Source organism: Moorena sp. SIO4A5 (assembly GCF_010672005.1).
Classification (GTDB): domain Bacteria; phylum Cyanobacteriota; class Cyanobacteriia; order Cyanobacteriales; family Coleofasciculaceae; genus Moorena.
The window spans coordinates 36465-51391 of the sequence record NZ_JAAHHZ010000004.1; the positions used below are offsets into that span (position 1 = coordinate 36465).

Sequence of the window (14927 nt, forward strand, 5' to 3'; positions counted from 1 at the left end):
TGATAGCTCAATGCTTACCCTTGTTTTGATTGCTGACTCTTGTCTTGATCCTGTTGATTAGTTTTAGCTTTAATAACTTCTTGGTTGGTTTGTCGCAGTTCAAATAGATTTTGAAGAATACTTGCTTCGGAATTAGACGGAAGCTTGGGCGAATTCTTTAATTCCTTATTAGTTTCAGCAAATGGGCGTAGAGTATCTCTGACTTCTGTATGGGTTTGTAACCAATTAGTTAGTATCTGATCTAATTCAGCTTCTGTTGGAGTGTCTAAAGTTACTAAAAGTTGGTCTAAGTCTTGCAAGTCTATAAGTTCAAATTTTTTCGAGTGAGTTTTTAGTGCTTGCGTAAAAGCTTGAATAATTCTTGAAATTTCCATTTTTTTTGTTTAGGTAACTAAAAATATTATTGTCCAATGGCGCAGTAAGCCGCCCAATAATAAGGATAATAAAAGGGTTTTTCTTCACGGTTAAAGAACCGGAGTACTTTCTTAATTTTCTTATTAAAATTATTATCCAATTTCAACTCTTGAGTTAACTGTTTAGCCCAATCTAGTAAGTCCTGTACAGTGGCATCCCGCAGCCAGAGTTGGGATTGATTCAGGGCAAGTGCTAAGGACATCGGCTCTCGCAGATTCTGATAAAATTTAATCATCAACAACGCCGTAGATAAATCCTCTACCCTCCACAGGCTACTAACAACTGCTGGACTTCCGGCAACTAGGAAACCACTGGGTAAACCAATGTATTCATCGCTGGTGTTATTAAAATCGATTAATCCTGTTTCGCAAGCAGAAAGGGTAACAAGGCGACATTGTTCTAATTGTAACTCAAAGACTTCATCGATAGTCAGACATTGCTCTAGGTCAAATACTTCCTCTTCACTTATTCGTAAATAGCGCTCCGAATTGGGTTCAGCAGATGCCGGTTTCTGGGCATTGGCCAGGATTAGAGCCGATTTCCGTGGTTCTTGGTAATTAAAGTAACCGTGACAGCTAAAATGGACAACGTGGAATGTGTTGAAAACTTTGCTATCTATGGCGGCTTTGGTGGCAGCGTTTTCCACCAGAACTTCTGTATCTGGTGGTGAATTGAAGTAGCCTTTAATTACTTCTACTTCTAGGTTAGTGTAAACTAAATCAGCACTGGGATTTTGGACGGCAAACAGATGGGTAAAGTTGGGGCGTTTTCTGGTTTGAGCAAGTTGGAGTAGTTGACAGCTAGGAGCGTAACTTACCCCTGCTGGAAACTGTTCCATTAGAATTTGAGATGTAGCTTCTCCCTGCTTACTGGTAATCGGTAAAGCATGAAGGGGCAACAAATGTAAATACCGATGGGGGATTAAAATTAAGCGATCGCACCTTTCGGTAATCTGCTCAATGATGTCATCAATGGACAGAATATCAGCCAACTCATGTAGGCGGTTACTCAGGTCGTTTTGCCAATTATTTTTATTGATTTTATCAGCTTTGTAATCTCGTAAATACTCATCTTTCCAATTTACAAATTTGTCTAAGTCTTGTGGCTCAGATTGCCAAACTATTGGCTGTTGAGTTTGACCGGTAAAGATAAACGTGAGCAGTTTATCCCCTGTAATGTAAAATTCTACAATAGCAGTGTGGTCATCTAAATTGTTCTTAAATTGCTTAAACTTAAACCTAGAACCGATAGGTAAATATTGGTATTGTAAATCATTACGCTGCTTTCGCAACTGTTGGAGATGTTGTGCTAAGACTTTTGGATTGTCAGCGTTACCCTGTTGGATTTCGTACTGACCTGCTGCTATTTCATCCCTGTATTGTTCTAGTTTAGTAACAACTTCTGGGTGAAAGATGGTTTTCAGGTCACGGCTGAGAATCTTGTCAACTAAATTCTGGGTTTTGCTCCGTTCAACATATTCAATGGCTGCGGTGATATTATTTAACTCTAGGCAAACTTCCACCATGCCTAGATAGCTTCGGTTGTACTTTTCAGCTAGTTTGGTTTTGTAGTCTTCTACTCCAGAACCAGAAATAATTTCATCTCGCAGGAATTCCACTGTTTCAATGGCAGCATCAAAAGCCTTGTAAGCTTCAGGGAAATTTTGAGCATCTTGGTAAGCCAAACCAAGGTTATTGTTAGTATCTAGATAGTCTCGGGGAAAGCTCTCACGGGTGCTTACTTCTAAAGCCAATTGGTAGCAAGCGATGGCAACTTCTAGGTTTTGTGCTTTCTCACCTTCGATTCTTTGAGCGTAAGCTTCACCGAGATTGTTTTGAGTCATTGCCCAATCAATAGGAAACGCCTCACGGGTGCTTACTTCTAAAGCCAATTGGTAGCAAGCGATCGCATCTTCTAGGTTTTGTGCTTTCTCACCTTCGATTCTGTATAAGTAAGCAATACCGAGATTGTTTTGAGTCGATGCCCAATCAATAGGAAACGCCTCACGGGTGCTTACTTCTAAAGCCAATTGGTAGCAAGCGATGGCAACTTCTAGGTTTTGTGCTTTCTCACCTTCGATTCTTTGAGCGTAAGCAATACCGAGATTGTTTTGAGTCGTTGCCCAATCAATAGGAAACGCCTCACGGGTGCTTACTTCTAAAGCCAATTGGTAGCAAGCGATCGCATCTTCTAGGTTTTGTGCTTTCTCACCTTCGATTCTGTATAAGTAAGCAATACCGAGATTGTTTTGAGTCGATGCCCAATCAATAGGAAACGCCTCACGGGTGCGTACTTCTAAAGCCAATTGGTAGCAAGCGATGGCATCTTCTAGGTTTTGTGCTTTCTCACCTTCGATTCTGTATAAGTAAGCAATACCGAGATTGTTTTGAGTCGATGCCCAATCAATAGGAAACGCCTCACGGGTGCGTACTTCTAAAGCCAATTGGTAGCAAGCGATCGCATCTTCTAGGTTTTGTGCTTTCTCACCTTCGATTCTTTGAGCGTAAGCAGCACCGAGATTATTTTGAGTCGTTGCCCAATCAATAGGAAACGCCTCACGGGTGCTTACTTCTAAAGCCAATTGGTAGCAAGCGATCGCATCTTCTAGGTTTTGTGCTTTCTCACCTTCGATTCTGTATAAGTAAGCATTACCGAGATTGTTTTGAGTCGATGCCCAATCAATAGGAAACGCCTCACGGGTGCGTACTTCTAAAGCCAATTGGTAGCAAGCGATGGCATCTTCTAGGTTTTGTGCTTTCTCACCTTCGATTCTTTGAGCGTAAGCAATACCGAGATTGTTTTTTGTCATTGCCCAATCAATAGGAAACGCCTCACGGGTGCTTACTTCTAAAGCCAATTGGTAGCAAGCGATCGCATCTTCTAGGTTTTGTGCTTTCTCACCTTCGATTCTTTCTAAGTAAGCATTACCGAGATTGTTTTGAGTCATTGCCCAATCAATAGGAAACGCCTCACGGGTGCTTACTTCTAAAGCCAATTGGTAGCAAGCGATCGCATCTTCTAGGTTTTGTGCTTTCTCACCTTCGATTCTGTTACGGTAAGCTTCACCGAGATTGTTTTGAGTCGTTGCCCAATCAATAGGAAACGCCTCACGGGTAAAAACAGTTAGTGCCACTTCATAGCCAGTGATGGCAATTTCCATAGTGCTGGCTTTGTCACCCAAGGGGAATTGCTTAATTAGAATGCTAAAATTGCCAATAACTGCTGCTAAGTATTCCGCTTCATCTGCTTCCGCTTCCGCCAGCTTACTTGTTGGCCAATCCCGCAATTTTTCTGCTAACGTCTGATTAAGTTTGTCGATATTTGCTTTCAGTAATGGATAAACTACCTGCTGATCAACATTACTGTCTGCGGTTGCTTGTAGAACCTCTAAGAGAAAGTCAAGTTGGGCATCAGATGTATTGTCAGGCATTGCCATCAACTGCTATACAATAGTTATTGAAACATTATAGCGTTTCTTAAGAAGTCAGAATTCAGTGCGTAGGGTGAACAAAATGATATTATCTAGAATTGTTAAAAGAACCAAAGGGTTTTTGCCCACCCGACAAGCTTTGCTGACTGGCGCGTAGCGCTATACCTAATTGCAACACTGAGATGCACCTAACCAGTCCTGCCATGTGAGAAAATTGTACTCGTTTATTAGCAACAAGTACTAGTTAATGAGAAACTAGTACTTGTTAAGAAGAAACCGATACCCGTTTGTTACACACCAGTACTGATTTTTGTAAACGAGTACTGGTGTGTGAGAAATTAGTACTCGTTAGGAAGAAATGGGTACTGGTGTGTTATAAATGATTACCTGGTCTGGTGTATTGTTAACCCTTGAGCCTTATAGCCCTATTGCCTATTGCTTACTCCCTGCTCCCTAAAAGCCCAGACGTTGTACCTAACAGCAATTGCAAACCGCTGTATTGATAATTGTGATATTTTTGCCATCATGGAAGTAACTCCTATTTAGGTGGGAGGAAAACCGCGCTGGCCTCGCTTAATGGTTTTAACCAGCGCGGTTATTAGTCTCAGTCTCAATATCTATAGTATAGATAAATCCTGAAAAAGATGCAAGGGGTAATTTATTTTTTTTACATTTATTTACAAATACTATTGTTAGGGATTGATGCACTCAATTATGGATAAATTATGATAGCAATGTAAGTCTAGTTTAGGACATTTTTTTTATTTAAAAGGTAACAATAACGTAAGTATTCAGCAATCAGCTATCAGCTTAAGCGCTACGCGCACGCTACGCGAACAGCTATCAGCTAATGCGCACGCTACTTGAGGTGCTTTTGAATAAGCGATGCAGCGCTAAATTTCTGGGGGGGTTTCCCCCCCTTGGCCAAGGGTTTGGTCTGATAGCATAGGATCACATCCGAAAGTTTCGGATATTCTTCTGACATAGGTCATTGAAATAGCTGTGGATAGTATTTCTACGGCTATTTTTTTTTTGAATTTAGAATTTAGAATTGATAATTAAGCATTAAGAATTAAGAATTGATAATTGAGAATTGAGAATCGGGAATCGGGAATCGGGAATCGGGAATCGGGAATCGGGAAGAGTGTGGGGCGGGGGCGCGGGGAGTGTGGGAAGTATGGCAAGTGTGGAAATTTTATTATAATTTTTGCCTAATTTCATGCATTGAGATGCACCCAATACTTGTGGTTTAATAACCTTCCCAACATCATCAAAGTATGATAAAATTCTTAATTGTAACTAGCTAATAAGCTAATACAGCGTTTTCCATAACTAAGAGGTACACAGGATTTTTACCTCTTGCCTCTTGCCTCTTGCCTCTTACCTTCCCCTCCTGGGAGGGGTTAGGGGTGGGTTCCTCTTACCTACTCCCGACTCCCGACTCCCGACTCCCTATTCCCTATTCCCTATTCCCTATTCCCTATTCCCTTTCCTATCAAAAAAATGCAATTAGAAGACTATTTTAACTTCCTCAGTGTGGACGATATTCGGCTCAAAGGCACAAGAATAGGAATAGAAACTATTCTCTATGATTATATCCATCGTGCCCGCACTCCCGAAGAAATTGCCGAAACTTATCCATCCCTAAATCTAGAACAGGTCTACGCCACTATTCTTTATTATCTACACAATAAAGAAATGGTCAGCCAATATGTTGCTGACTGGTTAGAGTGGAGTCACCAACAACTGAAAGCACAGCAACTTAACCCCTCGACTTCTGCGCTGCGATTGCGGAAGTTGAGAGCAGAACGGAAAGTAATGAAAAAAGCTGATGACTCTCAACTATCTATTGGATGAAAATGTCAAATCGGGAATCGGGAATCGGGAATCGGGAATCGGGAATCGGGAATTTAGAATTTAGAATTTAGAATTTAGAATTTAGAATTTAGAATTTAGAATTTAGAATTTAGAATTTAGAATTTAGAATTTAGAATTTAGAATTGGGAATTGGGAATTGGGAATTGGGAATTGGGAATTGGGAATTGGGAATCGTGAATTGGGAATTGGGAATTGGGAATCGGGAGTAGTGTGGGAGTTTTATTATTTAGCGTTATGTAAGCATTCAGCTTCGATGTAAGCTAACATTTCCTCAAATTGTGAATCGTCCTGATATTTTCCAGCCAATTTTAGCCAAGGATTTTCTTGAACTTCTAATTCGTTCTGGAGTACCTTAAATACAGCTTTTTTTCCCTCTAAGGGTAATTGCTTTACTAACATGATGACTTGCTCAACTGTTATATCTAAGGTAGGCATACCGATGACGTCACGTTGTAAATTTATACTTGTTTTATTATAGTTTCAGTGGCTGGAACGGGCATGTTGGTGGCATGGGCATGTTGGTGGCATGGGCATGTTGGTGGCATGGGCATGTTGCTGTGGAATGGGCATGTTGGTGGCATGGGCATGTTGGTGGCATGGGCATGTTGGTGGCATGGGCATGTTGGTGGCATGGGCATGTTGGTGGCATGGGCATGTTGGTGGAATGGGCATGTTGGTGGAATGGGCATGTTGGTGGCATGGGCATGTTGGTGGAATGGGCATCTTGCCCGTTATCAATCTTTGGCGAGCCGGTCTCTAAGCCACCCTACGCAATTCCCGACTCCCTACTCCCGACTCCCGACTCCCTACTCCCTACTCCCTATTCCCTTTCCTAGATCCAATTACCAAATACTGCTTAAATCCAAAACAAAACCAGGGAGAACCTCTTCTCCAGATAGAGTTGTCGGAAATTCTAAAATTTCTACTGGTTTCCCCTGACGATAACTCTCAATTCGCCTATTTTCCCGATCGATTAACCAACCCAAACGGGCTCCATTTTCTTGATACTCCTGCATTTTTGCTTGTAGCGATGCAGCGCGGTCTTGGGGAGGCAGCGCGGTCTTGGGGGTTTCCCCCATGAGCGACTGCCGTGGTTTCCCCCATGAGCGACTGCATCAAGACATCTCTTGAGAGAATCAGTAGGAGAGCGCAACTCAACCACAAAATCAGGACACAAAGGCACAAACTTTTGTTTTTGCTGTAGAGTCAAAGTGTCCCATCTTTCTTTAGTTATCCATGACGCATCAGGAGAGCGGTCGGCATTATTAGGTAGTTTAAATCCACCAGAAGAGTCAAAAACAACCCCTAAATTATGCTTTCTATTCCATGCTTGTAATTGATAAATCAGATCAGCCTTGCGATTGCTGGTTTCTCCACCAGTTGGAGACATGATCACAATTTATCCCAATACAGTACGTTCAAAGCGATAGTCACGGTTATCTTGACAAAATTGCCAAAATTGCTCATCAGTTAGTTCAACGATTCCCTTTAAGTCTAGGGTAATGGTATCCATGATTATCGATCGTGATATATCTCTTTGGTTTTTAATATAGCGGTTTTCAATTAGGTGAGGTTTTTAGGGAACAGGGAGCAGGGAACAGGGAATAGGAAACATCACCTGCAACCTTGGCCAATAGGCCACGCTTCGCGAACAACCAGCTAACCTACCCGACACCGAACGCCAAGGGCGAACAACCTGCGATCGCATAAACAAAGCTAGACTAAGGACAATTACCCAAGTAACACTAGCGGGGAATCTCAACAATGCTCAAACCCAAATTAACCTTGATTGCTTTCCTATCAACCACTGGAATTGCCAGTGCTGTTTTGTTGGGTTCAGTTAGTCCAGCTGAATCTTGTATGTACAAGAAGTCCATTAACTACATAAGAGCTGAGCAAGTGAATTGGTTACGCTCTCCTTGGGCAGCGGTTATTACCTTGCCAGGATTAGCTATAGCAGCAGCTTTGTACCTGGGTAATCGCTATTATCTAAGCGATCGCCAGTGAGCTTGTCAGCATTCAGCCGTCAGCATTCAGCCGTCAGCTTTGTGGCACAGGCTTCTAGTTTGTGGCACAGGCTTCTAGTTTGTGGCACAGGCTTCGACGCATCGGACCTAACGTAGCGTGGCCAAAGGCCAAAGCTTACCTCTTTTATTCACAAGCTGATAGCACCTCAAGTAGCACCTCAAGTAGCGCATTAGCTGATAGCTGATAGCACCTCAAGTAGCATGGGCATTAGCTGATAGCTGATATAGCAATCCGTGTAGGAATTGTGCGAATTTTTGTTCCCTGTTCCCTACTCCCTACTCCCTGCTCCCTGTTCCCTGTTCCCTGTTCCCTGTTCCCTTGGCTATAGCTGATAGCTGATAGCTGATAGCTGATAGCTGAATGCTTACCAAAAAATTGATTACAATAGTATAAAATATACTAGTCCTAAATCAGTGGAGAAATCACTATGAGTCAGGAAGAGGAAGTAACTTATACTCAAAAGACAGAGCGCATCCAAGCCTTTACCCAACTGATTAAGTCAGTGGCTCCACTGATTTGGACTTTAGTAATTATTATTGTATTCATTCCCTTAGTCAGCAAACTTATCATCCCCCATTCGAGCAATCCGGCTCAAATTACCCCCTCTGCTGAATCAACAGTTGTTATTGAACCTCATCCCGACTTTAGTAAAGTTAATCAAGCAGTTGCTGATGCCGTCAAACAATCTCACGCCAGTGCTGAAGCCTTTGCCGCCCAGGAGTTAGATGTTTGGGAAGCAGAGTTAATCCCCCGTGTAGATAGTTTTTTGGATTGGTATTTTGATTATTTCAATCAAAAAAAGATGGAACTTTCAGTTCCGTTTATGTGGGGAGCGTCGGCTATCATGCATCAAATCAATCCCAACCTTCCCTCTGGCAAGCAAGCCATTGACGCCAAACTTACCGAGACATTCCAAAAAGAATTTTCTAAACGAGTACTAGTTCCTCAGAATGCTCAAATGAGGATGGAACTAATCACGAATGATACGATTGAATTATATATGGCTGAGTTGGGCAACAATCTTAGTGACATCCAAAGCCAATATCAAATTCCTCAAGGTCAGTGGGATAGATATATTAACGAAATTTCGACCACAATTAATGATACGGAAGGAAACCTATCCAATATTTCCCTGAAATTGTTAATTGGCGGTAGTGGTTACTTGGTAGCTAAACCTATCCTGGTTTCCATGGGAGGAAAAGTAGCCAGTAAAGTTAGCAGCAAACTAGCTGGGAAAGCCGCTAGCAAAATGGCAGCAAAAACTGGTGGTTTAGTGGCAACGGAGTTAGGAGCAAGTATCATTGATCCCCTGGCTGGTATCGGTTTATTGATTTGGGATGTTTGGGATTACCGTCACACCCTTAAAGTAGAAAAACCTATTTTACGCAGCAATATATTAGGATACTTACAACAGGTCAAAAAATCTCTGTTGAACAATCCAGAAACTGGGATTATGACAGCAATTTATCAGTTAGAAGATGGGATTTTACAGTCAGTTGAATCGTAAGCGGTCAGCGGTCAGCAGTAGGGTGCGTTAGGGAAGGGCTCGCCCTGATTGTGTCGCGGTTGCCAGTGTTGGGATAGCCCGTCCGAAAATTGTAACGGGCAGGATGCCCGTTCCACCCACCGGGTCAAACTGATTACTGATTCCTGATGACTGAAAGCTTACCTTCAACATTTAACCTTGGCCAATAGGCCACGCTACGCGAACAACCTTGGCCAAAAGGCCACGCTACGCGAACAACAAACCTTCAACAAACCTTCAACTTTAAAAGATTGATGAATTTGGTCTATAAATGTGCCTAATCCCTTGACATATCCCCAAAAGTTAGAGTAGACCATCAATAATATATGCTTACAGTTTAAACCGGATTGGATATTACTCAACCTGGGGCATCCTATGGAAATTTCCTTAATTAAACAAGGGCAATTAAATGCCCAGAACTGGTCTGGCAATAACATCACACCAGACCTATCAGTGGTGGTACCAATCTACAATGAGGTGGAGAGTTTGCCCCACCTGATTGATGCGATCGCATCCAGCTTAACCGATACTCAGCTCAGCTATGAGCTGATTTGTGTCGATGATGGCTCTACAGATGGTTCCACCCAACTGCTCAAGGAGCAAGTCCTCTCCCGCCCTAATGTGCGAGGGGTAATTTTGCGTCGTAACTATGGTCAAACAGCTGCCATGGCAGCTGGGTTTAATTATGCTCGGGGTCGTGCCATTGTTACCTTAGATGGTGACCTACAAAATGATCCAGCTGACATTCCCATGCTGCTTGTCAAACTTGAGGAAGGCTATGACTTGGTTAGTGGCTGGCGCAAACATCGGCAGGATGCGGCTGTAACTCGCTTACTGCCATCCAAAATTGCCAACTGGCTGATTGCACGCACCACTGGGGTTAAACTCCATGACTATGGCTGTTCTCTGAAAGCTTATCGCTCGGAATTGGTAGCGGACATGAACCTCTACGGTGAGTTACATCGGTTTTTACCAGCCTTGGCATTTATTGAGGGGGCAAGAATTACCGAGTTACCCGTGCGTCACCATGCTCGTCGCTATGGTAGTAGCAAGTATGGTCTGGGGCGAACGTTCCGGGTGCTAATGGATTTGTTGACCATCTTCTTCATGAAGAAATTCCTCACCCGACCCATGCATGTATTTGGATTACTAGGTCTGAGTTCCCTAGGCACCGGAATAATCATTGGGGCTTATCTGACCATTCTCAAGCTAGGACTGAATCAAGAAATCGGGGATCGGCCTTTACTGATCTTGGCAGTACTTTTGATCTCGACTGGTGTACAACTGTTTAGTCTTGGTCTACTGGGGGAACTACTGATGCGTACTTACCACGAATCTCAGGGAAGACCGATTTATCGGGTCAGAGAAGTGGTGTCCTCTAATGTTGAGCAACCTTAGTGATATCACTTAGAAATCCAGTTGGTTAGTGGCTAACCAAAGTATCATCAGCCCCCATTCACAATTTAAATTGTGAATGGGGGTGCTTTGGGGAGATAGGGAGATGGGGAGATGGGGAGATCTCACAGGGGTAGGTTTTTTACAAAGGGGCAAGTACGTACTTTTATTGTCTTTATCCAGAGCACGAGTGGGGGAAATATTGTCAAGTACCAGAGCGCGAGTGGGGGAAACCACGGCAGTTCCATCAAGACAATGATGATTTTTAACAACAAATTAGGTATATTTTCTTATCCCCCACACCCGGTCACCCCACACCCGGTCACCCCACACCTAAGGTCTTTGTAAAAAACCTACCCTTATGAGGATGGGGAGATCGGGAGATGCTCAGATGCTAGACCAGCTTTTGCACAAGTGGCTCGTACTCAAATTTAAATGCATATTAGCTTAGCCACCAACCAAAGGGATTTCTTGAAGATTGGCAATTTTTAAAGATTATATGAAGTTTCTCATCAAGATTTCATTAAGCTCCAGATTACTCGTTGATTTGTATAATTTGTTTAGGGTTTAATTAAAAGAGAATTTTTTTGGATAAAAAATCCCTTAAAACCAGTTCTGCATAACACTTAGTTGTGCAGTAAGGTTCATCCTCAGGGAATAAATTAGGAGCAGTTTTAGTTTCTAGTTAAACAATTATTTAATCCATTTATATCGGTGTTTACCATTGAGTCATACATTCTTGCTCAGTGAAGGCTGTTAGTCATAGCTGAAATTAACCACTGGTTATTGTTAAATTATTTTAAGCTCTACCGTAAAATTACTGAGCAATAGTGAAGCTTTAATCAAGCTGGCTTGGAAAGCGGGCGCTCTTGCTCAGGGTGCTTTGAATAACATAGGGGGAGATCAACGTGTATTTAAAGAGCAAAACTAATCGGCTTAGAGATCGGCTTGAGGTCAAAAGCAGCAGGGATAAATGGACTGTCTGGGATAATAAACCAGTCTCCTATGATCAACGAAATGTCAGTAGGATGAACATTCTATTGCTCGCTCCTCATCCGTTTTATCAGAATCGTGGCACACCCATCGCAGTCAACCTGGTCTTGAAAGTGCTTTCTGAACGGGGAGACAAAGTTGATGTCGTGACTTATCCTGAAGGGCGTGACATCAATTATGAAAATATCAAGATATACCGAACCCCTAAGCTTCCTTGGGTTCGGAATATACGACCAGGCTTCTCCTGGAAGAAAATCGTCTGTGATGTTTTCATGTTGCTTGCTGTAATTCGCCTAGTGACTAAGAAACGCTACGATTTGGTTCATGCTGGAGAAGAATCCGTCTTTATTGGTTTAGGGCTCAAAATCCTGTGTAAGATTCCCTATATCTATGACATGGATTCATCTATAGCCCAACAAATGATTGAAAAGTATCCTTTGCTACATATTTTTTCGTCAGTATTCAACTTTTTTGAAGGACTGGCTGTGAAGAATGCCAAAGTCGTGGTTTCAGTTTGCGATGCTTTGGCAGCAGATATTCAAAAGTACAAGCCCAGAAAAACTGTAGTTATTCCAGATATATCCTTGCTTAACTCTAATTTTTAACAAATTCCTAAAAAGTAGTTAAAGTTAGACTAAATATTGAAACCCTCTAGACTTTAGAATTGGAGGATAATAAATTAACTAATAATTGTTAATGATCAACAAAACCTATTGTTAGGATGCCCTAAGACTAAGTTTTATTTTGTAAAGAAAGATAATTATCGTAAAAATGTGCAGGTTATTGTAAATTGTTGCTGACAAATTCAACAGTTTCAAGTTCAAGATTCAAATTCAAGATTCAAATTCAAGATTCAACATTGGTGTAACTATGTATAGTACTATGTATAGTAATTTGAGACGTGAGCTAGCAATCGATAATCTACTCCTGATGTATGTAGGCAATCTGGAGACTTATCAGGGGATTGACCTACTTCTAGACAGCTTTGCGTTGACCCTTGAGCAGACTGATCAGGCTGAGTTAGTCATTATCGGTGGAGAAGCGGACGACATTCGGAAATACACGAATAAGTCTCACTGTCTTGGCATGCAACAACATGTCCATTTTTTAGGACCGAAACCAGTTGATGATCTGGCTATCTATCTGGAGCAAGCTGATATTTTAGTCTCTCCGAGAACTAAGGGTAAAAATACCCCGATGAAACTCTACTCCTATCTCGATAGTGGTAAAGTCTTGTTAGCCACAGATTTGCCAACCCATACCCAGTTGCTAGACAATCACGTTGCTCTGCTGAGGAGCCCAGATGCCAAAGCTTTCGCGGAGGGAATGGTGGCTCTGATCGCTGATGAAAAGCTACGACTGAGGCTGGGCAGTGCTGGCAAGAAATTGATTGAAAAAAGGCATACTTATGCGGCTTTTCGGCAAAAATTAAACAGTCTTTATGATTGGCTACATCACGAGTTAGTAGAGCATATAGCGTAAGCACCTAGTGTAAGACAAGTAATGAAAAGGAACCTAGTAGAGTTAGCCAGAAACTCTTACGACCTATTAGTGATCGGTGGTGGCATCTATGGAGCTTGCGTAGCTTGGGAAGCAACCCTCAGGGGATTGTCAGTAGCCTTGGTAGAAAAAGCTGATTTCGGTGGCGCTACCTCTGCTAATAGTTTGAAGACTATCCACGGAGGATTACGGTATCTCCAGCATGCTGACCTTAAAAGGATGCGTGAATCCATTCATGAACGCACCAGTTTAATGCGGATTGCGCCTCACTTAGTTCATCCATTACCAGTATTGATTCCCACCTACGGCCATGGCATGAAGGGAAAAGAAGTGCTATCTGTGGCACTTGCTATCAATGACCTGATCAGTTGCGATCGCAATCGCCAACTCGATCCCCAAAAACACATATCCAATGGTCGGGTAATCTCTAAGCAAGAGTGTCAGCAGCTGCTTCCAGGAATTCCCCAGGAAGGGCTAACTGGAGCAGCAGTCTTTTATGATGCTCAGGTCTACAACTCTGAACGGTTGACCCTCTCTTTTCTACGCTCAGCTGAGCAAGCTGGGACAGTGGTGGCTAACTACGTAGAAGTTACTGGATTTCTCCAAGCTGGAAATCGGGTTACGGGTATTCAGGGGCAAGATGTGTTAACTGGGAATCAATTCGACATCCGCGCCAAGACTGTGGTCAACACCAGCGGACCATGGACAAATCGGGTGTTAAGTTTACTAAACCAACCCCAGCAGCAACCCCAGCAGCAACCCAGAGTTCCCCTTGCCAAAGCCATGAACCTGGTGATTCGCCGTCCCCTCTGCCAAAGCTATGCTGTGGGTATTTCCACGCCATACTCCTATCGTGACTCCGATGCCATAGTTAACAAGGGGTCTCGCTTACTATTTATTGCGCCCTGGCGTGGTAAATCCCTGGTCGGTACATCCTATGCTGTTTGGGATCAAGACCCGGATAACTTCAACATTACTGAACAGGATATTCAAAACCTACTCGATGACATCAACCAAGCATGGCCATCGGTTAAACTCAACCAAGCCGATGTCGCCTTCGTCCATGGTGGCTTGCTTCCTAGAACTGGCATTACTGAGACCGGAGAGCCACAACTGGCTAAAAACTATCAAATCTTCGATCATGCCAAAGAAGAATTGCCAGGATTGATCTCGGTGGTTGGGGTGAAATATACCACTGCCAGAGATGTGGCTGAGAAAGTCGTTAACCAGGTATTTCGGTCATGGGGGCAAAAGCCTCCCAAGTCCCTGTCATCAGTTACACCAATTTACGGTGGACACATCGAACAATTTGAAGTGTTTTTGCAGACAGCAATCTTTAAGCAACCCTATGGACTGGGGCAGGAGGTAATGCGCCGCCTCGTGTATAACTACGGTAGTGCCTATCAAGATCTACTGCTATATTTGGAGCGAGGATCAGATCACTCCTGTACACCTACTGATGATTTAGCTGTACTCAAAGCTGAAGTCTTGTATGGGGTTGTTGAGGAAATGGCTCAAACATTAGGTGATGTGGTGTTCCGGCGGACGGAACTGGGTAGTGCTGGTCATCCCGGAAACGAGGCCCTCAGAATCTGTGCTGAGGTGATGGGGGCGGAATTAGGATGGAGTCGGTCACAAATAGAGCTAGAGTTAGACAAGGTTAATCACATTTTTAATAAGGGAGGTGTATTAAGTCAGGACAAAAGTATTGGAATTGAAACCCCTAACGGTCCGGTTAGTTTAGCCGAGAAGATCCGTTGAGGT

Annotated in this window: 14 protein-coding genes and 1 pseudogene; 9 read left to right on the forward strand and 6 right to left on the reverse strand. The window is 42.9% G+C overall.

Annotated features, from left to right (window positions below; translation table 11 throughout):
- Nucleotides 1-14: 14 nt before the first annotated feature.
- The 3 genes from F6K57_RS04175 to F6K57_RS04185 form a co-directional block, all read right to left on the reverse strand.
- Complete coding sequence (locus F6K57_RS04175) at nt 15-374, reverse strand: hypothetical protein (RefSeq protein ID WP_293065086.1); 360 nt, start codon at nt 372-374, stop codon at nt 15-17.
- Nucleotides 375-400: 26 nt separating this feature from the next.
- On the reverse strand, nt 401-3844 hold the full coding sequence (locus tag F6K57_RS04180) for a CHAT domain-containing protein (RefSeq protein WP_293065088.1): 3444 nt from the start codon (nt 3842-3844) through the stop codon (nt 401-403).
- Nucleotides 3845-4909: 1065 nt separating this feature from the next.
- Complete coding sequence (locus tag F6K57_RS04185) at nt 4910-5065, reverse strand: hypothetical protein (protein WP_293065091.1); 156 nt, start codon at nt 5063-5065, stop codon at nt 4910-4912.
- A 282-nt stretch (nt 5066-5347) separates the two neighbouring features.
- Between F6K57_RS04185 and F6K57_RS04190 the strand changes: the two genes are divergently transcribed.
- Nucleotides 5348-5701 (forward strand): DUF433 domain-containing protein, encoded by a 354-nt coding sequence (locus F6K57_RS04190; RefSeq protein ID WP_293039996.1) that lies wholly within the window; start codon nt 5348-5350, stop codon nt 5699-5701.
- Between the two features lie 243 nt (nt 5702-5944).
- Here F6K57_RS04190 and F6K57_RS04195 read toward each other — a convergent pair whose 3' ends face one another.
- Complete coding sequence (locus F6K57_RS04195) at nt 5945-6157, reverse strand: hypothetical protein (protein WP_293065094.1); 213 nt, start codon at nt 6155-6157, stop codon at nt 5945-5947.
- Nucleotides 6158-6186: 29 nt separating this feature from the next.
- Between F6K57_RS04195 and F6K57_RS04200 the strand changes: the two genes are divergently transcribed.
- Nucleotides 6187-6558 (forward strand): hypothetical protein, encoded by a 372-nt coding sequence (locus F6K57_RS04200; protein ID WP_293065097.1) that lies wholly within the window; start codon nt 6187-6189, stop codon nt 6556-6558.
- A 6-nt stretch (nt 6559-6564) separates the two neighbouring features.
- On the opposite strand, the pseudogene F6K57_RS04205 reads toward F6K57_RS04200, so the two are convergent.
- Together F6K57_RS04205 and F6K57_RS04210 are read right to left on the reverse strand one after the other, a co-directional pair.
- A pseudogene (locus F6K57_RS04205) lies at nt 6565-7235 on the reverse strand (Uma2 family endonuclease).
- A 63-nt stretch (nt 7236-7298) separates the two neighbouring features.
- Nucleotides 7299-7487, reverse strand: coding sequence for a hypothetical protein (locus tag F6K57_RS04210; protein WP_293039986.1), 189 nt, complete (start codon nt 7485-7487; stop codon nt 7299-7301).
- On the opposite strand from F6K57_RS04210, the gene F6K57_RS04215 reads away from it, so the two are divergent.
- From F6K57_RS04215 to F6K57_RS04245, 7 genes are all read left to right on the forward strand, one after another.
- A complete protein-coding gene (locus tag F6K57_RS04215) occupies nt 7487-7729 on the forward strand; it encodes a hypothetical protein (RefSeq protein ID WP_075898082.1) in 243 nt (80 codons plus the stop codon). The genes F6K57_RS04210 and F6K57_RS04215 overlap by 1 nt on opposite strands.
- A gap of 448 nt (nt 7730-8177) precedes the next feature.
- Nucleotides 8178-9257, forward strand: coding sequence for a hypothetical protein (locus F6K57_RS04220; RefSeq protein ID WP_293065101.1), 1080 nt, complete (start codon nt 8178-8180; stop codon nt 9255-9257).
- Nucleotides 9258-9650: 393 nt separating this feature from the next.
- Nucleotides 9651-10673, forward strand: a complete 1023-nt coding sequence (locus tag F6K57_RS04225) for a glycosyltransferase family 2 protein (RefSeq protein WP_293018320.1) — start codon at nt 9651-9653, stop codon at nt 10671-10673.
- Between the two features lie 103 nt (nt 10674-10776).
- Entirely contained in the window at nt 10777-10929 is a 153-nt protein-coding gene (locus F6K57_RS04230; RefSeq protein WP_293018318.1) for a hypothetical protein, read from the forward strand.
- Nucleotides 10930-11698: 769 nt separating this feature from the next.
- Entirely contained in the window at nt 11699-12268 is a 570-nt protein-coding gene (locus tag F6K57_RS04235; RefSeq protein ID WP_293018316.1) for a glycosyltransferase family 4 protein, read from the forward strand.
- 265 nt (nt 12269-12533) lie between these two features.
- Nucleotides 12534-13145 carry a glycosyltransferase family 4 protein gene (locus F6K57_RS04240; protein ID WP_293039974.1) on the forward strand — a complete coding sequence of 204 codons (612 nt, stop codon included), beginning with the start codon at nt 12534-12536 and terminating at the stop codon, nt 13143-13145.
- Between the two features lie 21 nt (nt 13146-13166).
- A complete protein-coding gene (locus F6K57_RS04245; protein WP_293065106.1) occupies nt 13167-14924 on the forward strand; it encodes a glycerol-3-phosphate dehydrogenase/oxidase in 1758 nt (585 codons plus the stop codon).
- The last annotated feature ends 3 nt before the right edge of the window (nt 14925-14927 follow it).